Source organism: Parasedimentitalea denitrificans (genome assembly GCF_011813015.1).
Classification (GTDB): Bacteria; Pseudomonadota; Alphaproteobacteria; order Rhodobacterales; family Rhodobacteraceae; genus Parasedimentitalea; species Parasedimentitalea denitrificans.
On the sequence record NZ_QHLQ01000003.1, the window covers coordinates 154382 to 173599 of the forward strand.

The 19218-nt window shown below is 55.1% G+C and carries 15 protein-coding genes; 7 read left to right on the forward strand and 8 right to left on the reverse strand.

Annotated elements, in window-relative coordinates; all coding sequences use genetic code 11:
- Positions 1 to 39: 39 nt before the first annotated feature.
- Together panC and panB are read right to left on the reverse strand one after the other, a co-directional pair.
- Positions 40 to 897: a pantoate--beta-alanine ligase gene (panC, locus tag DL239_RS05230; RefSeq protein WP_167682940.1), complete on the reverse strand. Its 858-nt coding sequence runs from the start codon at positions 895 to 897 to the stop codon at positions 40 to 42.
- Positions 894 to 1733 carry a 3-methyl-2-oxobutanoate hydroxymethyltransferase gene (gene panB, locus DL239_RS05235; RefSeq protein WP_167682941.1) on the reverse strand — a complete coding sequence of 280 codons (840 nt, stop codon included), beginning with the start codon at positions 1731 to 1733 and terminating at the stop codon, positions 894 to 896. Before panB ends, panC begins: the two co-directional genes overlap by 4 nt.
- A 165-nt stretch (positions 1734 to 1898) precedes the next feature.
- Between panB and DL239_RS05240 the strand changes: the two genes are divergently transcribed.
- The 6 genes from DL239_RS05240 to DL239_RS05265 all read left to right on the forward strand — a co-directional run bounded on the left by DL239_RS05240 (position 1899) and on the right by DL239_RS05265 (position 8945).
- Positions 1899 to 3377: an ABC transporter substrate-binding protein gene (locus tag DL239_RS05240; RefSeq protein ID WP_167682942.1), complete on the forward strand. Its 1479-nt coding sequence runs from the start codon at positions 1899 to 1901 to the stop codon at positions 3375 to 3377.
- A 171-nt stretch (positions 3378 to 3548) separates the two neighbouring features.
- On the forward strand, positions 3549 to 4496 hold the full coding sequence (locus DL239_RS05245) for an ABC transporter permease (RefSeq protein WP_167682943.1): 948 nt from the start codon (positions 3549 to 3551) through the stop codon (positions 4494 to 4496).
- 118 nt (positions 4497 to 4614) lie between these two features.
- The gene (locus DL239_RS05250; protein ID WP_167682944.1) at positions 4615 to 5430 is read left to right on the forward strand and encodes an ABC transporter permease; all 816 of its coding nucleotides are present in this window, start codon (positions 4615 to 4617) and stop codon (positions 5428 to 5430) included.
- The gene (locus tag DL239_RS05255; protein WP_167682945.1) at positions 5427 to 7025 is read left to right on the forward strand and encodes an ABC transporter ATP-binding protein; all 1599 of its coding nucleotides are present in this window, start codon (positions 5427 to 5429) and stop codon (positions 7023 to 7025) included. The genes DL239_RS05250 and DL239_RS05255 overlap by 4 nt, the downstream gene beginning before the upstream one ends.
- A complete protein-coding gene (locus tag DL239_RS05260; RefSeq protein WP_167682946.1) occupies positions 7022 to 7495 on the forward strand; it encodes a GNAT family N-acetyltransferase in 474 nt (157 codons plus the stop codon). The genes DL239_RS05255 and DL239_RS05260 overlap by 4 nt, the downstream gene beginning before the upstream one ends.
- Complete coding sequence (locus tag DL239_RS05265; protein WP_167682947.1) at positions 7488 to 8945, forward strand: aldehyde dehydrogenase family protein; 1458 nt, start codon at positions 7488 to 7490, stop codon at positions 8943 to 8945. Before DL239_RS05260 ends, DL239_RS05265 begins: the two co-directional genes overlap by 8 nt.
- A gap of 69 nt (positions 8946 to 9014) precedes the next feature.
- Here the strand turns inward: DL239_RS05265 and pncB are convergent, their stop codons facing one another.
- The 3 genes from pncB to pncA form a co-directional block, all read right to left on the reverse strand.
- Complete coding sequence (pncB, locus tag DL239_RS05270; protein ID WP_167682948.1) at positions 9015 to 10304, reverse strand: nicotinate phosphoribosyltransferase; 1290 nt, start codon at positions 10302 to 10304, stop codon at positions 9015 to 9017.
- A 79-nt stretch (positions 10305 to 10383) separates the two neighbouring features.
- Positions 10384 to 12456: a hybrid sensor histidine kinase/response regulator gene (locus DL239_RS05275; RefSeq protein ID WP_240931746.1), complete on the reverse strand. Its 2073-nt coding sequence runs from the start codon at positions 12454 to 12456 to the stop codon at positions 10384 to 10386.
- A gap of 219 nt (positions 12457 to 12675) precedes the next feature.
- Complete coding sequence (pncA, locus tag DL239_RS05280) at positions 12676 to 13275, reverse strand: bifunctional nicotinamidase/pyrazinamidase (RefSeq protein WP_167682950.1); 600 nt, start codon at positions 13273 to 13275, stop codon at positions 12676 to 12678.
- 99 nt (positions 13276 to 13374) lie between these two features.
- On the opposite strand from pncA, the gene trhO reads away from it, so the two are divergent.
- On the forward strand, positions 13375 to 14283 hold the full coding sequence (gene trhO / locus DL239_RS05285) for an oxygen-dependent tRNA uridine(34) hydroxylase TrhO (protein ID WP_167682951.1): 909 nt from the start codon (positions 13375 to 13377) through the stop codon (positions 14281 to 14283).
- 255 nt (positions 14284 to 14538) lie between these two features.
- Here the strand turns inward: trhO and DL239_RS05290 are convergent, their stop codons facing one another.
- From DL239_RS05290 to DL239_RS05300, 3 genes are all read right to left on the reverse strand, one after another.
- On the reverse strand, positions 14539 to 15828 hold the full coding sequence (locus DL239_RS05290; protein ID WP_167682952.1) for an MFS transporter: 1290 nt from the start codon (positions 15826 to 15828) through the stop codon (positions 14539 to 14541).
- Between the two features lie 270 nt (positions 15829 to 16098).
- Positions 16099 to 18516, reverse strand: a complete 2418-nt coding sequence (gene gyrB, locus DL239_RS05295) for a DNA topoisomerase (ATP-hydrolyzing) subunit B (protein ID WP_167682953.1) — start codon at positions 18514 to 18516, stop codon at positions 16099 to 16101.
- Between the two features lie 84 nt (positions 18517 to 18600).
- Positions 18601 to 19194 carry an NAD(P)H-dependent oxidoreductase gene (locus DL239_RS05300; protein ID WP_167683054.1) on the reverse strand — a complete coding sequence of 198 codons (594 nt, stop codon included), beginning with the start codon at positions 19192 to 19194 and terminating at the stop codon, positions 18601 to 18603.
- Between the last annotated feature and the right edge of the window lie 24 nt (positions 19195 to 19218).

Sequence of the window (19218 nt, forward strand, 5' to 3'; positions counted from 1 at the left end):
AGACACTAGCCGCAAAAATGCTATCGCTACCAGCCCCTACTAATCACTTAGTTGGCTGACCCTGATATTATCCAGCAACCGAATGCCATCCATCCACGCCGCAACCAACAATCTAGCTGGCTTGGTCGGACGCTCCAGAATTTGCAAACGGTCCTCACACCGCAAATCAAAATACTCGATATCGTTGAACCCGGCCTGCTCTAGCTTAACCCGTGCCTCATCTGCCAACGGGGCAAAGCTCTCTCCTCCAGCCAATCGGTCAGCCACCTGCTGCATGATCGGGTAAAGCTTGGACGCCCGTTCCAATCCTTCAGCTGAAAGCCGCAAATTGCGCGACGACATCGCCAGCCCCGAAGGCTCGCGTACGGTTTCACAGCCGATCACCTCGATCGGGATGTCCAGATCCCGCGCCATACGCCGGACCACCATCAACTGCTGAAAATCCTTCTGCCCGAAAAACGCCTGATGCGCACCGGTTTGCAAGAACAGCTTGGCCACCACGGTTGCCACACCATCAAAATGCCCGGGCCGAAATTCACCCTCTAACCCATCGGTCACTCCGCTGACGGATACATTGGTGGAATAGCCATCAGGGTAAATTTGATCCCCATCGGGCACATAGATCACATCGACATCACAATCCGACAGCTTTTCTGCATCGTCATGTTCTGTCCGGGGATAGCTGGCCAGATCGGACGCATTGTTGAACTGCCGCGGATTGACAAAGATGGTGACGATCACCCGATCACAAGCAGCGCAGGCTGCCTCGACCAACGACAAATGGCCCGCATGCAGCGCGCCCATGGTCGGCACCACAGCCACCCGCTCCCCGGCACGAATCCAATCCGCATGTTTCGCGCGCAGATCGCTTAGACGGCGAATAATAGGGGCAGTCATTTCTTGTTACTCTTACTTGGGGCTTGATCCGCAAAGACATGTTCGGCAGCCGGAAAAGCCCGCGCTCGAACTTCGGCAGCGTAGGCGGCAATCGCCGCCTCGGCATCATGTCCTAGATCTGCGTACCGCTTTACAAACTTGGCCTTGAACGCGGTAAAGAACCCAAGCATATCATCGACAACCAATATCTGCCCGTCACATCCGGCCGAAGCACCAATACCAATCGTCGGAATCGCAATGTCTGCTGTGATCTTGTCGGCTAGGCTCTGCGGTACCTTTTCCAGCACCACTGAAAATGCTCCAGCATTCGCCACAGCACGAGCATCAGCCAGCACTGTATCGGCCTGATCATCCCTGCCCTGCACCTTGTAACCGCCCAACGTGTTGACCGACTGCGGTGTCAGTCCGATATGCGCCATAACAGGAATTCCACGAGTCACCAAAAATCGGATGGTCTCGGCCATCTCGACACCGCCCTCCAACTTGACCGCACCAGCACCGGTTTCAGCCATCAGCCGTGCGGCATTGCGAAACGCCTGCTGAGGGCTCTCCTCGTAGGATCCAAATGGCATGTCGATAACCATCATCGCACGTTGAAGCCCGCGGGCCACCGCTTGGCCGTGCATGATCATCATTTCCATTGTCACGCCCAAGGTCGAGGTCAGGCCGTGCAGCACCATTCCGACACTGTCCCCCACCAGAACAAAGTCACAGTGCTCATCCATAAACCGCGCCATCGGCGTGGTATAAGCGGTCAGGCTAACAATTGGAGTTGTACCCTTCAGGGCGCGAATATCCTCGGCACTGGGGGCCGTCTTTTTGGCAGTGGCACTCATGATAGTCCTGCAATCTGTTCGCGTTGCGCACGCATAGCAATTTACGCCACGTGCTTCCAGTGTGCGAAATGTCCTCATGGTCTTGATTACGTAACGCAAAGCGGGAACACTCTTGTTAAGGTGCCTGTGCTTTGGGGCGCAAACAACCAGATGGGGAGATTGATTATGTCATTCAAATCACTAGTACTTGCGGCAAGTTCCGCACTCGCACTGGCAGCCGGTGCAGCATCAGCCAAAGATTCTATCATCGTAGCCATGCAATTGGAGCCTCCACACCTAGATCCAACCAGCGCAGCGGCCGGTGCCATCGACTCGGTCCTATATTCAAACGTGTTCGAAGGTCTTACCCGTTTCATGGGTGATGGAGCCGTGGTTCCCGGCCTGGCCGCAAGCTGGGAAATTTCGGATGATGGCCTAACCTATACATTCAGCCTACACTCCGGCGTCACCTTCCATGACGGCACCACGATGGACGCCGAGGACGTAAAATTCAGCCTCGACCGCGCCCGCGCCGAAGACAGCACCAACGCACAAAAGGCCTTGTTTGCAGGCATCATTGATGTTTCGGTAGTCAACCCACAAACCGTCAAGGTCACGCTAAGCGAGCCAAACGGCAACTTCCTGTTCAACATGGCCTGGGGCGACGCGGTTATCGTAGCACCCGAGAGCATCGACGATATCAAAACCAACCCCATCGGCACTGGTGCTTTCAAGTTCGCCAACTGGGTACAGGGCGACAAGATCGAGCTGGCCCGCAACGATAGTTACTGGGGCACCCCCGCTGTGCTCAGCAGCGCCAACTTCAAATTCATCAGCGATCCAACCGCAGCCTTTGCCGCGATGATGGCCGAGGACATTGACGCATTCATTAGCTTCCCGGCCCCAGAAAACATCCCTCAGTTCGAAGCTGATCCACGTTTCCAAGTGCTCGTGGGTTCCACCGAAGGCGAGACGATCCTGTCGACCAATAACATGCAGCCACCATTTGACGACGTCCGTGTGCGCAAGGCCGTGGCCCATGCGATCAACCGTCAAGCCATCGTAGATGGCGCGATGTTCGGCTATGGCACGCCAATCGGCAGCCACTTTGCCCCACACAACCCGGCCTATGTCGATTTGACGGCCAACTCTGCCTATGATCCGGAAAAAGCTAAGTCGCTGCTAGCCGAAGCAGGAATGGCTGAAGGCTTCAGCACCACACTGCACCTGCCGCCCCCATCCTATGCCCGTCGTGGTGGTGAAATTATTGCCGCGCAACTGGCCGAGGTTGGCATCAAGGCTGAAATCATCAACGTTGAATGGGCCCAGTGGCTGGAAACCGTATTCCGCGGCAAGGATTTTGGCCTGACCATCGTCAGCCACACCGAGCCAATGGATATCGGCATCTACGCCCGCCCCGAATACTACTTCCAGTATGACAACAAGGGCTTCCAAGAGCTGATGACCGGCTTGAATGCCACCACCGATCCGGGCAAGCGGATCGAGATGATGCAAGAAGCCCAAAAAATCATCGCGGACGACTACGTCAATGGCTACCTGTTCCAACTTGCCCAACTCAGCGTCGCCAAAGCCGGCGTTCAGGGCCTCTGGACCAATGCACCAACTCAAGCCACTGACCTAACTTCTGTCAGCTGGGCTGAATAACAAATCACAACCTATTAAAGGCCCCGGCAACGGGGCCTTTTTGCATTTCAGAGCGCATCCCGCACACAATCAAGACAGCCTCTAAACACAGGCAAAAAATCGTTAGTACTCTTACGAATTTTGCAACTCCCCCACTAGACCCGCGAAGATCCCGCTCCTAACGTGACAGCAATGATACGCTATTCACTCAAACGCCTCCTCTCTTTGATCGTCAGTCTGGCCGTCGCCTCGCTGGTGATTTTCTTTGTGATCGAGGTGGCGCCGGGCGACCCCGCGTCGTTCATGCTGGGCATCAATGCCCAGCCCGATACAGTCGCCGCTCTGCGGGCTGAGCTGGGATTGGATCAGTCAAAATTTGCCCGCTACATTGAATGGGTTAGCGGGATCATACGGGGTGATTTTGGCACCTCCTATACCTATCGCACACCGGTGGCCGAAATGATTGCCGACCGGCTCTGGGTGTCACTGCCCCTCGCGCTTTACGCCCTGACCCTCTCAACCCTGATTGCCTTTCCGGCTGGCATCTACGCCGCTGCGCGTCGCGGCAAGGGTGGTGACATGGCAGTCATGGGCGCAACCCAGTTAGGTGTTGCGGTGCCAAACTTCTGGTTTGCCATGATGCTGGTACTGATCTTTGCCATCAACCTGCGCTGGTTCAACGCTGGGGGCTTTGTCGGTTGGGACAGTGGTTTATGGACAGGCCTGCACTCTCTGACCCTCCCCGCGATCTCGCTAGCCCTTCCGCAGGCAGCTATTCTGGCACGTGTTATGCGATCGGCCCTGTTGGATATTCTGGGCGAGGACTTCATGCGCACCGCTCGCGCCAAGGGACTAAGCAAACGTCAAGCGCTGTGGCGGCATGGTGTACGAAATGCGCTGATCCCGGTGCTGACTATCATCGGGTTGCAGTTCTCATTTTTGCTGGCCGGAGCGATCATCATCGAACAGGTGTTCTATCTGCCCGGCTTGGGACGGCTGGTGTTTCAGGCAATCTCTGCCCGTGACCTGATCGTCGTGGAATCGGTGGTGATGCTTTTGGTCTTTTCCGTGATCATGGTGAATTTCCTGGTCGATCTGGCCTATGCCGCCGTTGATCCACGGCTAAGGAGCCGGACATGAGAATAAATCATTTTAGTCCGGCAACGCCGGACTGCGCCCGACCCTCCCCATGGGAGGGCGCTTCGCACCCACCCAGACTCGGGCACAGTCCTCAGCACATTTTCTGGGACTGCACCTCATGACCCGCAACCTAATCATAGGCGCAACCCTATCCTCACTGGTGTTGCTGGCTGCGCTGGTATCCTTCGTCTGGACACCCTTTGACCACGCCGCGATGAACATCCCGGCCAAGCTGCAAACGCCTAACCTGATCCACTGGCTGGGCACCGACCACTTTGGCCGCGACATCTTCTCGATGATCATGGTTGGAGCGCGCACCTCAATCGCAGTGGCACTGGTGGCCGTTGGCATCGGCATCTCCATTGGCGTACCACTGGGCCTGACCGCCGCAGCCCGTAATGGCGGTTGGCTGGACGAGCTGATCATGCGCGGCAATGATCTGGTCTTTGCCTTTCCATCACTGGTGATCGCCATCCTGATCACCGCCATCTTCGGCGCTGGCGCCATCAACGCCATCATCGCCATCGGCATCTTCAACATCCCCGTCTTTGCCCGCATCAGCCGCGGCGCAGCCCTGTCGCTGTGGCAGCGTGAATTCATCATGGCTGCCCGCGTGGCCGGCAAAGGCACCGCTCGAATATCGGCCGAGCACATCCTGCCCAACATCGCCAACCTCCTGATCGTACAGGGCACCATTCAGTTCAGCCTTGGTATTCTGGCCGAAGCCGGTCTGTCATATGTCGGCCTGGGCGCACAGCCACCCACCCCCAGCTGGGGACGTATGCTCGCTGATGCGCAAACCATGGTCAGCTTTGCGCCACACCTTGCCCTGATACCGGGCTCTGCGATCATCGTCACAGTTTTGGGCCTGAACCTGATGGGGGATGGCTTGCGCGACTATCTGGACCCAAAACTACGGGTGGCCCGGACATGAGCCTGCTGGATATCCAAAACCTATCCTTGTCGATCAAAGACACCCAGATCTTGCGCGATGTCTCGCTGTCCGTTGAACCGGGTGAGATCGTTGCAGTGACCGGCGAAAGCGGCTCAGGCAAATCCATGACCTCACTTGCGGTGATGCAGCTGCTGCCCGACATGGCCCAGTGCACTGGCACGATCGCGCTAAGCGGCTCCGACCTGCTAACCCAGAGCGAGGCGCAGATGTGCGCTCTGCGCGGGGCATCTATCGGGATGGTATTTCAGGAACCAATGACCGCCCTGAACCCGGTCAAGACCATCGGTGATCAAGTGATGGAGACCATCCTGATCCACAAGGCCATGCCTCCAGCCAAAGCCCGCCAACACGCACAGGAGATGCTGGAACGTGTTGGCCTGCCCGCCGACCGTTTCCCACTCAGCCGCTATCCACACGAATTATCCGGTGGCCAACGCCAGCGGGTGGTCATCGCCATGGCCATCGCCCTGCGCCCAAAACTTCTGATCGCGGACGAACCCACCACGGCACTGGATGTGACAACGCAGGCGCAGATCCTTACCCTGCTAAAGGATCTGGTGCAGGACTATGGCATGGGCCTGCTGATCATCACCCACGATCTGGCGGTGGTTGCCGATCTGGCCGACAAGATTGTCGTCATGCGGCACGGCAAGGTCGTGGAATCCGGGCCAACCCAGCACCTGCTGCAAAACATGCAGCACCCCTATACGCGGATGCTCTTTGCGGCCTCAAGTCACCAAGTCACACTACCGGCCGCGCCGGCCCCCAAACCACTGCTAGAAATCAAGGACGCAGTGCGAGATTACCGCCTGCCGAGAACCTCTCTGTTTGGCCAACCCGGATATTTCCGCGCCGTCAAAGGCGTGAACTTCACCCTGAACCAAGGGGAGAGACTAGGGTTGGTAGGCGAGTCCGGGTGCGGAAAATCGACCCTAACACGGGCCATTTTGGGGCTGGAGCCATTGCAGGCTGGTGAAATCATCCTAGCAGGTCAGCCGGTTACCACCCACCAAGCAAGAGACCTCCGCCGTAAAATGCAGGTGGTGTTTCAGGATCCTTTCGGCAGCTTCAATCCCCGCCACCGGGTCGACCGGTTGATCACCGAACCCTTCCACCTGCTGGATCATCCACCCAAGGGTAACGCCCGCTCTGATCTGATTGCCGAAACCCTGACTGCCGTCGGTCTATCCCCCGATGACGCTCACAAATACATCCACCAGTTCTCTGGTGGACAACGTCAACGCATCGCCATTGCCCGTGCCCTAATCACCAAGCCCGAACTAATCCTGTTCGACGAGGCGGTCTCGGCTCTGGATGTCTCGGTACGCGCCCAAATACTCGATTTGCTAGCAGACCTGTGCAAGGCCTACTCTCTGACCTACCTGTTCATTAGCCACGACCTGAACGTGGTGCGCACGATCACGGATCGGGTTTTGGTGATGAAGGCGGGTGAAATCGTTGAACAGGGTGACACAGAGACCGTGTTCTCTACTCCGCAACACCCCTACACCCAATCACTACTGGCCGCTGCACCGAAACTACCGGAACTAACCAAAGAAACTATTGTCGCATGAGCCTGACTCTAACCCTCATCCTCCCGCGAGAGCGAGCCTTTCTGGCGGCGGCTCTCGCGCCCTATTTCGGTGAAATCGCCCCCAAGGCAGGCATCAATCCGGACGAACGCGCAGATCAGGCTCTGCACCGCAAGGACGTGACTGCATTCTGGATCAAGAATGCAGATGCCCGCATAGGATTTGCGATTGTCCTGAACCTGCCAGATGACCGCCGCGAGCTGTCTGAATTTGCCATTTTCACCAAGCACCGGCGCCGGGGGTTCGGCTACGAGGCGGCGCAAACTCTGTTGCAAGAGTTCCCTGGTCGCTGGCGCATGGGGCTATCTGCCCACTCAAAACAAGCCGCTGCTTTTTGGGGCACCTGCCTTAGCGGTATGCCCGGCGTCCGCGAACTACGCGAAGGCGCCCCATACACGGAACACCAAAGCAAAAGTTACACCTTCGACATAGCAGGACCTAACAATGACTAACGTGCAATCCCTTTGGTTTGACCCCTCAACCTGCCTGATAGGCGGTCAGTGGATCCCAGCCGCCAGTGGTGAAACCTTGTCGCTGGTGAACCCATCGGACGGAAATGACATCTGCCAGATCGCGCGTGGTGGTCAGACGGACATCGATGCCGCGGTTCAAGCCGCCGATAAGGCACTGAATGGGGACTGGGGCCGCATGACCGCGCTAGAGCGCGGGCGTATTCTAACCAAGATTGGCCAACTGGTTCTGGAACGCGTCGACGATCTTGCCGCGTTAGAGGCGATGGATGTCGGCAAACCACTGACCCAGGCCCGCGCCGATGCGGTCGCATTGGCCCGTTACATGGAATTCTACGGCGGCGCAGCAGACAAGGTGCATGGCGAGACCATCCCTTATTTGGATGGATACACCGTCTACACACTGCGTGAACCACACGGAGTAACCGGCCACATCGTGCCATGGAACTACCCGATGCAGATCATCGGTCGGTCTGTTGGCGCGGCCCTGGCAATGGGCAATGCAGCCGTATTGAAACCAGCAGAGGAAGCCTGCCTAACGGCCCTGGCATTCGCCCATATCGCGCAAGAGGCCGGATTACCGGCGGGCGCATTGAATATCGTTCCGGGTCTAGGTGCCGAGGCAGGTGCAGCGCTGTCTTCACATCCGGGCATTCACCATATCTCGTTCACTGGATCGGTTGCGACTGGCGCGTTGGTTCAACAGGCGGCAGGCAAAAACGTGGTGCCTGTGACGCTAGAACTGGGAGGGAAGTCCCCTCAGCTAGTGTTTGACGATGCTGATCTGGATGCCTCTTTGCCGTTTCTGGTCAATGCCGGCATTCAAAACGCAGGTCAGACCTGTTCAGCCTCATCTCGTATTCTGGTCCAACGCGGTGTGTACGACGAAATCGTCACCCGGATGAGCACGGCCTACGGTGAACTGACCGTTGGCGCAGCAACCGAAGATCTTCGGTTGGGTCCACTAATCTCAACCCGGCAAAAAGACATCGTTGAAAGCTTTCTGGCAAAGGGTTCGGATCTAACCATGGCCGCGCAAGGCAAGATCGTGGACGGCACACCGAAGGAAGGTGCCTATGTTCGCCCGACCCTGTTTGCCGATGTTCCAGCTGATCACCCATTGGCCCGCGATGAAATCTTTGGCCCGGTTCAGGTCATCATCCCCTTTGATACCGAAGAAGAAGCCGTGGAAATCGCAAACTCTACCGACTACGGCCTAGTCGCCAGCGTCTGGAGCCGTGACGGAGCACGACAAATGAGGTTGGCCAAAAAACTGCGCGCCGGTCAGGTGTTTCTCAACAACTACGGCGCTGGCGGTGGTGTTGAATTGCCCTTTGGCGGGGTCGGAAAATCGGGTCATGGCCGCGAAAAGGGGTTCGAAGCACTGTACGGATTTTCACAACTGAAAACCGTCGCAGCACACCATGGGTAGGTCATAAATTCTGCCGTAATGTTTCGCGCGCGAAACAATTTACGATAGCGTGACGACGTAAGCGGGTGATTACACGATCACCCGCACCCGCTCTTGCTCACCGACGCCAAACACTCGTTTGTAACGCTCGATTTCGTCCTTAGGACCCATTGCCTTGACCGGGTTATCCGACAATTTCACGGTCGGGCGGCCATTGGCAGACACAGCTTTGCACACCAGTGAGAACGGCGCCAAACCATCGTTCGGAACCAAGCCACGGAAATCATTGGTCAGCAACGTACCCCAACCAAAGGACACATTGACCCGGTCGGAAAATTTGGCGTGCAGCTCAATGATTTTTTCAACGTCCAGACCATCAGAGAAGATAACCCGCTTCTGGCTTGGGTCTTCGCCACGCTCTTTCCACCAGTTGATCGCAATCTCAGCGGCGGTTGCTGGATCACCGCTGTCGATGCGAATGCCAGTCCATTGGTTCAACCAGTCCGGCGCGTGATCCAGGAAACCTTTGGTGCCGTAAGTGTCAGGCAGAATGATACGCAGGTTGCCCTCATGCTCATCCCGCCAATCCGACAGTACATCATAAGGTGCTTGGGCAAGTTCCTGATCACTATTGGCAAGTGCCGAGTAAACCATCGGCAGTTCATGCGCATTGGTTCCAATCGCTTCAAGCTCGCGACGCATAGCGATTTTACAGTTCGAAGTGCCGGTAAACTTATCGCCTAGCCCCTCGCTCATCGCTTGCACACACCAGTCCTGCCACAGGAACGAATGACGGCGACGGGTGCCAAAATCGGCAATGCTCAAACCATCAATCTTGCGCAACCGTTCGATTTTTTCCCAGACCTTGGTCATGGCACGGGCATACAGAACCTGTATTTCAAACCGATCCAGCCTGTTCAGAACCGCACGGCTGCGCAGTTCCATGAGAACGGCCAGTGCTGGGATTTCCCATAGCATGACTTCGGGCCAGCTGCCCTCAAACGTCAGCTCATACTGGTCACCTTTGCGCTCCAGGTGATAGGGCGGCAGCCGCAGGCCTTCGAACCATTCCATGAAATCCGGCCGGAACATCTGGCGTTTGCCATAAAACGTATTCCCGCGCAGCCATGTGCTTTCGCCACGTGACAGGGTAAGCGTCCGGATGTGATCCAACTGCTCGCGCAACTCGCCCTCGTCGATCAAGTCGGCCAACGGCACCTTGATCGAGCGATTAATCAGCGAAAATGACACCTGAGTATCCGGCTTATTGCGGAACACAGACTGGCACATCAGCAGTTTGTAGAAATCAGTATCGATCAACGACCGTACGATCGGATCAATTTTCCACTTATGATTATAGACCCGGGTTGCAATATCCACCGGCGACCTCATTCGTTGGTTCACCGACTGATAGGACACAGTGGCGGGAGGATCAAGAAAATCAGCCGCTTGAGGTCATCTAGCTCGCTGCGCCATATCGTTGCAGGACTGCCAGTAGATCACTGCGGTTCAGCGGCTTACTCAAAAACTCGTCCATCCCGGCCTCAAGACAGGCGTCGCGATCACTGTCAAAAGCGTTAGCCGTCAAGGCAACAATCACCGGCTGGGCGCCTTCGCATTTACGAATGATACGCGTCGCCTCAATGCCGTTCATCACTGGCATCGACATATCCATAAACACCAGATCCGGCTTAGAATCCTTAACCATTTCAACTGCTTCGCTACCATTTCTTGCGAATTCCAGCTTAACTGGGGAATCACGTAAGAACTTGCGAATGACCAATCGATTGACCTTGTTATCTTCCGCCACGAGAACCCGCATTCCAGAAGGAACGGAGGACGTTGAAGCATTCGAAACCTCAGCGCTCAGATCTGTTTCATCCGAGACTTTCCAATGCTCCAGTTCAAGCAAGACTGTCAGGCAGGTTCCCACCCCGACTTCTGAGGTCACAGAGATAACGCCCCCCATGGCCTTGGCCAGCTTCCGCGAAATCGTCAGGCCAAGACCAGTGCCACCATACTTGCGAGTTGTAGCTGCATCAGCCTGTGAGAAATTCTCAAAAATGCTGTCGAGCTTACTCTCTGGAATACCAATTCCGGTGTCCGTAACTGAAAACGTCAGGGCAAGACCGCCCCCATTGGACTTGGCGTCCAACGCCACCCTGACCTCACCGGCTTCGGTGAACTTGATTGCATTGCCCAAAAGGTTCAGCAGGATTTGACGAATTCTTCGATCATCGCCGTGAACTTTCCTAGAGAACTCCTCCGGAACATCTAGAATCAGTTCCAGCCCTTTTTCCCGCGCCTGAGGTCGCAACAAGTGAAGCGTCTCCTCAAAGCTTTGGAGGAGGTCAAAGTTAACTCGCGAAAATGAAACCTTGTTGGCGTCCAGTTTTGAAAGATCCAAAACATCATTGATAAGAGACAAGAGTGTTTTAGCAGAGCTTAGAATTGTGCCCGTATATAGCTTCTGATCAGCATCCAGAGTTGTACCTTCAAGCAATTGCGCCATACCGATTACACCATTCATCGGTGTCCGGATTTCATGGCTCATCGTTGCAAGGAAATCAGCCTTGGTCCGCTCACCTTCCTCGGCGGCAATCCGTGCCTCTTCCATCTCTTGTGCATGAAGGTGGGCGGCCGTAACGTCACGCTCGACCGCGACAACGGTTTCAACCTCACCATTGTACCCCCGCACCGGAACCTGATTGGTCTCAATCCAGATCAGTGAACCGTCCTTGCAGCGGCTTTCAATCTCGACTTGGAACGGAAGCCCCTTGGCCCGGCAGTCCAGCAGCTTTTTGACTGCCTCAGAAACTTCGTCACCATTTCCCAATAGCTCACAGGGCGTACGCCCAACTGCCTCTGAAAATGAATAGCCAGTGATCCGGGTGAACGAGTCGTTCACCCATGAAATCTTATCCTCACGATCAATCAGAAACACACTGTCATTTGCATGTTGCGCAACCAAGGCCAGACGCATCGCCTGCTCTTGTTGTTCTTGCAAAAGAGCGTTGGAAACCTCCAATTGCTGACGCTGCTCAGACTGATCTTTAATATGCCGCCGGGTGCGATGATAGGATCCAACCATAAAATGCAGAACCCATATCATCATCACATAGAGCATGGCTAACCCAGCCATGTTTATGTGTGTATGTGTTCCAACCTCATACCCACCCAGACTTTCACTGGCCATAATAGCTAAAGGTGTCAGCCCATAAATGACTAAGCGCGTTATGCCGGCAGTTCGGTTATACGGCAGGGCCATTCCGCCATTGATCGTCGCAGATATTAGCAGCCCCAATCCAAAGAGTGGCTCGGCATTGTCGTGCTGTGCATACCATGCCGCCCACACATATATGGCTGAGGATAAGGCCTGAACCCCCGCGGTAATTCCGCTAAGAATAGACAGTCTGCGATATGAATAACCGCGATCCAAAAGGCGCGGAATTGATCGCAAAAACAGGTAGTCCGCAAAGTCGCCCAAGAAAACAAGCGACATTGCGAACATCGCCAGGCTCGGGGAAGCCATGAACCAGAGGACAACACTGGTCGCAAGGGTAAAGAGCTGGCGCTTAGAAAAGTGCCGCGTCCTACCTTTTGCATACCTTAACAGTAAGTTCGTTGGGTTGTAGATCCGATGATAATCGGTCGACGCCCCCCAGGATGCACCCCCCAGATCAGCCATCGTCATTGCCTGTTTTTTGCCACTTCACGACTTATCTACAGGCATGATGTTAACATTTCCCATTCAAAGCTGGTTGAACGTCACCCCGGCATTCTTCATGTTTCCCAGCGCTGTATCCAATGAACCGTCCATATCAATGGCGCGGCAAGACGTCAGATCAACCTGAACCTTGAAACCAAGCCTCGCAGCGTCAATCGCAGAAAACGCAACACAGAAATCTGTAGCCAGCCCAACAAGAGTTAAGTCATTGATACCGCGTTCGTTTAGGTAACCCTGCAGTCCGGTCGGCGTCGTCTGATCGTTTTCAAAAAAGGCCGAGTAGCTGTCAATTTGGCTGCGATACCCCTTGCGGATAATCATATCCGCATCTGTGCGCAGTTTAGAATGAAATGCCGCGCCCTCGGTTCCTTGAACACAATGGTCCGGCCACAAGACCTGTGCACCATAGGGCATTACGGTGGTGTCAAACGGGGCTTTTCCCGCATGAGATGACGCAAATGACGAGTGTCCTTGGGGGTGCCAGTCCTGTGTGAGAATCACCGCGTCAAAATCGCCCATCATATCGTTAATGGATGGTACGATTTCATCGCCGCCGGGCACTGCCAGCGCTCCACCGGGGCAAAAGTCATTTTGAACGTCGATAACAATCAAGGCTTTGGTCATTTCATTCTCCTGCTTTTGTACTCTTTGGCCTAAGCATAGGCAGTTCGCAGGTCAATGTGTGCCTTGAAATCGGGGCTTCTCCGAACTATTCGCTGCTGTATGTATGTTATCTGCGCCCTCTACCACTTCACCCAGTTCCCAGACACTGCGGCCATAAAGCCTGCACTGCTGGACTTATGCCTTGCACAACAGGTCAAAGGTACTTTGCTTTTGGCGCGCGAAGGGATCAACGGCACCATCGCCGGGCCTCGCTCTGGGATTGATGCAGTACTGGCCCATATCAAGTCCCTACCCGGGTGCTCTGACTTGGAGTGGAAAGAGGCAACCAGCGAAGAGCCTCCATTTGGTAAGATGAAGGTTCGGCTGAAAAAAGAGATCGTTACAATGGGGCAACCCAATATCGATCCAAAAGCACACGTCGGCCACTATGTTGAACCGCAGGACTGGAACGAGCTGATCCAATCTGACGATGTCGTCGTAATCGACACCCGCAATGACTACGAAGTAGGCATCGGCACATTCGAGGGCGCGATCGACCCAAAGACCGAGTCATTCGGTGAGTTCCCCGCCTGGTGGGAAGAAAACAAAGACCGTTTTCACAACAAGAAGGTCGCGATGTTCTGCACCGGTGGGATCCGTTGCGAGAAATCGACCAACTTCCTGATCGGTCAGGGCGTCGATGACGTTTATCACCTCAAGGGGGGCATCCTGCGCTATCTGGAGGAAACGCGAGCCGAAGACAGCACATGGCAGGGCGAATGTTATGTCTTCGACAACCGCGTTTCGGTTGGCCATGGTCTCAAAGTTGGACCGCACCAACTCTGCCACGGCTGCCGCCGCCCTATTTTGCCTGAAGACACCAAGCATCCCAACTACGAGCTGGGTGTGTCCTGCCACCAGTGCTTTGATGAAACTTCAGAAAAAGACAAGATGCGCTTCCGCGAGCGACAAAAACAGATCCAGTTGGCGCGAAGGCGTGGTGAGACCCACATCGGTGGGAACCACTAACAAACAAGAGCCACCCAATCGGGCGGCCCTTTGTCTTTTCAACGAGTAGATAAAATGTGGGGTCGAGTATGACTTGCGCACTACAACTTTCACGAGTTTTCCAGGTATTGTGACCGTTCGTGGTCGGCGGAGCTAAAGTCACCCTTCGACACTTCCTAATGAAGCAAACGGCTCAATGCCGACCATGGCGCTCTGCGCAGCAAAGGTCCGCTCAGAGCCCAGATTGCCCGATGCTGCACGGCGCACGAATGTCTGCTACCGGCGTTCTACGGCCAGTTGTTTGACCAAAACCAAGGACAGTATCACAGCAATGAAAAGAAACACCGCACCGACAATCCATGCGATAGGCGTGGAGTAAATCTCGGCGACAGTTCCGGCGATCACCAAACCCAATGCGGCCCCCAACTGTTGTATCAGCGATCGCAAAGACAGCATGGTCGACCGCTGACGGTCATCTACGCAACGATGCAGAATGCTGCTGGCAGGTGTCTCGCTGACACCAAGGAACACAGAATACAGTATGAAGACGGTCACAAAACCGAGGATACTATTCTGTAATGCCAATGCGATTTGAACACCTGCTAGGCAGGCAAAAACCGCCGCAAGCGTCATTGCGTGCTGTCGCTTGAAAATCTTACTGACGTACGGAGACAGAGATGCGCCGAAAGCGATGGAAAAGAAGTAGGTAGCGGTCAGTGCGCCAATGACGGTATTTGCGTAGCCCTCATCCAACATTGGTTTTGCGTGGGTTGGCCAGATCACCTCGACCGGGTTGGTTGCCATCAAGAAAAACGCCAGCGTAGCCAATAGGATTGATAGTGCGGGATGTTTCAGGGCAAGAAAACCTGCGTTTTTGACCACCGTTGGCACGCTTGCAAAGCCCTGTCTGAGTGCAGCGGGGCTCTTGAGGCGTGGTTTTTCGACAATGGCCAACATCGTGAAAACAAACACGCCCAGCATCACACCAAAGCTTGCTGCATAGGATACATCATAGATGCTGAAACCGATGCTTTGCGCGACCGAGCCTAAACGATCAGGCAGAAGCCCTCCTAAAACAGCCCCCAGCGCCAAGCCCATGGCATTGGCCCATTGCGCTTTGGCCAGCGCGGGTTGAACGTCTACATTCGGCGCGGCTGCCTTGAACGTTTCGACAAACCACGCATCAAGCGTCCCTGACCTAAGCGCACGTCCAAAACCGATGAACGCAAAAGAAAGTGCGAGAACATAGAAATCGCTGGTTGAGAGAAAGAGCGCGAGCGAAACCAAACTGGCGACGACTGCTGTCAGAAAGACCGGCTTGCGTCCGATACTGTCTGCCAAGCCGCCGAAAGGCAGCTCCATCGCCATGGTCGTGAGCGAGTAAACCCCGAAGAGAAGCGAGATTTGAAAGAGGTCCATGCCCCGGTCGGTTAACGCCAGCGCTACGACGGCAACCGTCAAACCCATCGCAAAACGATCGAGAAACTGGTGCACCTGAAACACCCGTATGTGCCGTCTCGCCGGAACGGTCAGCGCAGCGATGGAGAACGCTAGTTCGGTAGCCATGATTGCATCTTCGTATGTGCAGACCGCCTGTGCAATACCTCGATAGAGTTGACGTCGATCCTGCGTGCACTAAAGCGTTCGCTCGAACAAGCGCAACGAACGGCAACTTCGTCCGCACAGCCGACATTGGTGCAGATTGCACCGAATGACAGCTTCCCACTTTATCTCACGATCACTGCACTTGCTACTTCCAATAGTCTTGGACGTGCTAAGACTCTTGCTCTCCAGGCGTCCACGTCAGAGTGCAAAGCTATACCCGCACCTACAAAATCAGAAGTCCAGATTTTCCACGCTCAGCGCGTTTTTCTGAATGAACTCTCGGCGTGGCTCGACCACATCGCCCATCAGTTTGGTGAACAGGTCATCGGCCTCGACCAGATCATCCACCCGTACCTGCAACAAGGTACGTGCGTCCGGGTCCAAGGTAGTTTCCCACAGCTGATCCGGATTCATCTCGCCCAATCCCTTGTAGCGCTGCAGTGACAGGCCCTTTTCACCCTCGTCCAGAATCGCCCTAAGCAGCCCCAGCGGGCCGTGAATAGCCTGGTTACGATCACGGCGGATCAATGTTGCTGTGTCGGCATAAATCTCTTGCAGGCCCTGGGTAAAGCTACCCGCCTTACGCGCTTCGCCCGAACGAAGCATCGGTCCGTCCAAAGTCCGCACTTCCTCAACACCGCGCAGGATACGGGCCAGTCGAATACCGTGATCCTGAGTGATGCGCCCTTGCCAACCTTGTTCGTATTCCAGCGCAATCTGGTTCAACCGTGCTGCGACCTTGTCGGCCACGCCCTGCAAGTCGGAATCAACAGCACCGGGCACAAAGCCACCTGCCACCGCCGCTTGCTCTAGAATATGGCGCGGGTAATGGGTGGGAAACGCGTCCAGAACCCGTTTCAGCTTACGCGCATCATCAACAACCCGAGTCAGATCCTGCCCGGCAAGTTCCTCGCCAGACCCCAGCCTTAGCACAGCGCCCTCGACACCTTGGTTGACCAGATAGTTATCCATCTCAGCCTGATCTTTCAGGTAGCGTTCGGACTTACCACGGCTGACCTTATACAGCGGCGGCTGCGCAATATAGAGATAGCCCCCCTCGATCAACTCGGGCATCTGCCGGAAGAAGAAAGTCAGCAGCAAGGTTCGGATGTGCGCACCATCAACGTCCGCATCAGTCATGATGACGATCTTGTGGTAGCGCAGTTTGTCGATGTTAAATTCGTCCCGGCCAATGCCGGTGCCCAGTGCCATCACCAGGTTGCCGATCTCTTGGCTGCCCAGCATCCGGTCGAACCGGGCGCGCTCAACGTTCAGAATTTTACCCTTCAGTGGCAAAATCGCCTGTGTCTGGCGGTCACGACCTGTCTGCGCGGAACCACCAGCAGAGTCACCCTCCACCAGGAAGACTTCGGTTTTGGACGGGTCTTTCTCGGAACAGTCTTTCAACTTACCGGCAAGGAAGTTTACATCCATCGCTGTCTTACGACGTGTCAATTCACGGGCTTTCCGGGCAGCCTCGCGTGCATGGGCGGCTTCGATGATCTTGCCAACGATCTGTTTGGCCACATTGGGGTTTTCTTCAAACCACTCGGCCAGTTTTTCGTTCATCATTCCTTCAACCGCCGGACGCACCTCGGAACTGACCAGCTTGTCCTTGGTCTGGGAAGAGAATTTCGGATCTGGCACTTTCACCGACAATACGCAGGTCAAACCCTCGCGCGCATCATCCCCGGTAAAGCTAACCTTCTCACGCTTTGCGATGCCGCTGGACTGGGCATAATTGTTAATGGTCCGGGTCAACGCACCACGGAAACCGGCCACGTGGGCGCCGCCATCGCGCTGGGGGATGTTGTTGGTAAAGGGCAGCACCGTTTCATGGTAACTGTCATTCCACCACATCGCGACTTCAACACCAATGTCGTCGCGCTCACCCTTGATATAGATCGGCGCTTCCATGACGGATGTCTTGTGGCGATCCAGGTATTTGACGAACTCGTTGACGCCGCCGTCGTAATACAGCTCAGATTCCAGCCGCTCAGCCGGACGTTCATCAATCAAAATGATCTTCACACCCGAGTTCAGGAACGCCAGTTCGCGCAGACGCTTTTCTAGTGTTTCAAACGAGTATTCCAAGTTGCTGAACGTATCGGTCGACGCCATGAACCGGACTTCGGTGCCGGTCTCATCACCACATTCACCGACAACTTTCAGATGCTCGGCTGTATCGCCACGTTCAAACCGGGCAACGTGTTCTTTGCCATTGCGCCAGATCCGCAGTTCCAACCAATCGGATAGCGCGTTCACTACCGACACACCCACACCGTGCAAACCGCCGGACACTTTGTACGAATTGCTGTCGAATTTACCGCCTGCGTGCAGCTGGGTCATGATGACCTCGGCCGCTGACACGCCTTCCTCGGCGTGAATGTCTACCGGAATTCCGCGACCGTTATCAAAGACAGAAACAGAGCTATCGGCGTGAATTTTGACCCGAACGTGGTCCGCATGGTTGGCCAGTGCTTCATCGATACCGTTATCGACCACCTCATAAACCATGTGGTGCAGACCCGAGCCATCATCCGTGTCACCGATGTACATACCGGGCCGTTTTCGGACCGCTTCCAAGCCCTTGAGAACTTTAATGGAATCCGCGCCATATTCTGCGGGGGCTTGCTCGGTTCCGGACATTCGTGTCTTCCTCTTAAACTTTGGGAATTTATACGGAATCCGAGCAGGGTTGTCACGCAAATCGCCCGATTTTAATAGGCAAAATCAAGTTGCTTTCGCACCTAAGCCTGCCGCCTGATTTATCCACTTGCTTACCTTTGCCTCATTTGCATCCGTTGCTGGCGCAAACGAGGTAAAGCGCGTTGGTGTAATTCCGACAAAACCCAGTATTTGACGGCTGATGGTTTTCTTCACCGCATTACCATAGAACAACCGTAAGAATATTGATGGCGTATCCGAAGTCAGCAAGACACGCGCGGTTTTGCCCTTCAACATCGGCCTTGGCAAACCCATGAAACTGACATTGCGCGTGTCAAATGTCCGCCCCGGCAACAATGCCCGATCAAACACCCCCTTCAACTTGGCTGGAATACTCCCCCACCACAAAGGGGTCGCCATCACAACATGGTTCGCCCATTCCAGATCGCTCAAAAATGCGTCCAGATCCGGTTCCAACGGCTTTGAGTTCTCATACCCGCTCTGACCGTAGTCCATGTCAAATTTCATTTTTGACAGGTCATGAAAACGCACGTCATGACCTTGCGCTTCGGCTGCACCGCTATAGGCTTGGCAAAGAGACTTTGACAGCGAGGACTCACCGGGGTGACCGCTCAGGATCAGAATTTTCTGGCTTGGCATATGGGGCTCCAATTTGGCAAAAGT

Bases quoted from the DNA above. Each gene is read 5' to 3' on its own strand.
- panC (WP_167682940.1), bottom strand. From the start codon at position 897: ATGACTGCCCCTATTATTCGCCGTCTAAGCGATCTGCGCGCGAAACAT.
- panB (WP_167682941.1), bottom strand. From the start codon at position 1,733: ATGAGTGCCACTGCCAAAAAGACGGCCCCCAGTGCCGAGGATATTCGC.
- DL239_RS05240 (WP_167682942.1), top strand. From the start codon at position 1,899: ATGTCATTCAAATCACTAGTACTTGCGGCAAGTTCCGCACTCGCACTG.
- DL239_RS05245 (WP_167682943.1), top strand. From the start codon at position 3,549: ATGATACGCTATTCACTCAAACGCCTCCTCTCTTTGATCGTCAGTCTG.
- DL239_RS05250 (WP_167682944.1), top strand. From the start codon at position 4,615: ATGACCCGCAACCTAATCATAGGCGCAACCCTATCCTCACTGGTGTTG.
- DL239_RS05255 (WP_167682945.1), top strand. From the start codon at position 5,427: ATGAGCCTGCTGGATATCCAAAACCTATCCTTGTCGATCAAAGACACC.
- DL239_RS05260 (WP_167682946.1), top strand. From the start codon at position 7,022: ATGAGCCTGACTCTAACCCTCATCCTCCCGCGAGAGCGAGCCTTTCTG.
- DL239_RS05265 (WP_167682947.1), top strand. From the start codon at position 7,488: ATGACTAACGTGCAATCCCTTTGGTTTGACCCCTCAACCTGCCTGATA.
- DL239_RS05275 (WP_240931746.1), bottom strand. From the start codon at position 12,456: ATGGCTTCCCCGAGCCTGGCGATGTTCGCAATGTCGCTTGTTTTCTTG.
- pncA (WP_167682950.1), bottom strand. From the start codon at position 13,275: ATGACCAAAGCCTTGATTGTTATCGACGTTCAAAATGACTTTTGCCCC.
- trhO (WP_167682951.1), top strand. From the start codon at position 13,375: ATGTATGTTATCTGCGCCCTCTACCACTTCACCCAGTTCCCAGACACT.
- DL239_RS05290 (WP_167682952.1), bottom strand. From the start codon at position 15,828: ATGGCTACCGAACTAGCGTTCTCCATCGCTGCGCTGACCGTTCCGGCG.
- gyrB (WP_167682953.1), bottom strand. From the start codon at position 18,516: ATGTCCGGAACCGAGCAAGCCCCCGCAGAATATGGCGCGGATTCCATT.
- DL239_RS05300 (WP_167683054.1), bottom strand. From the start codon at position 19,194: ATGCCAAGCCAGAAAATTCTGATCCTGAGCGGTCACCCCGGTGAGTCC.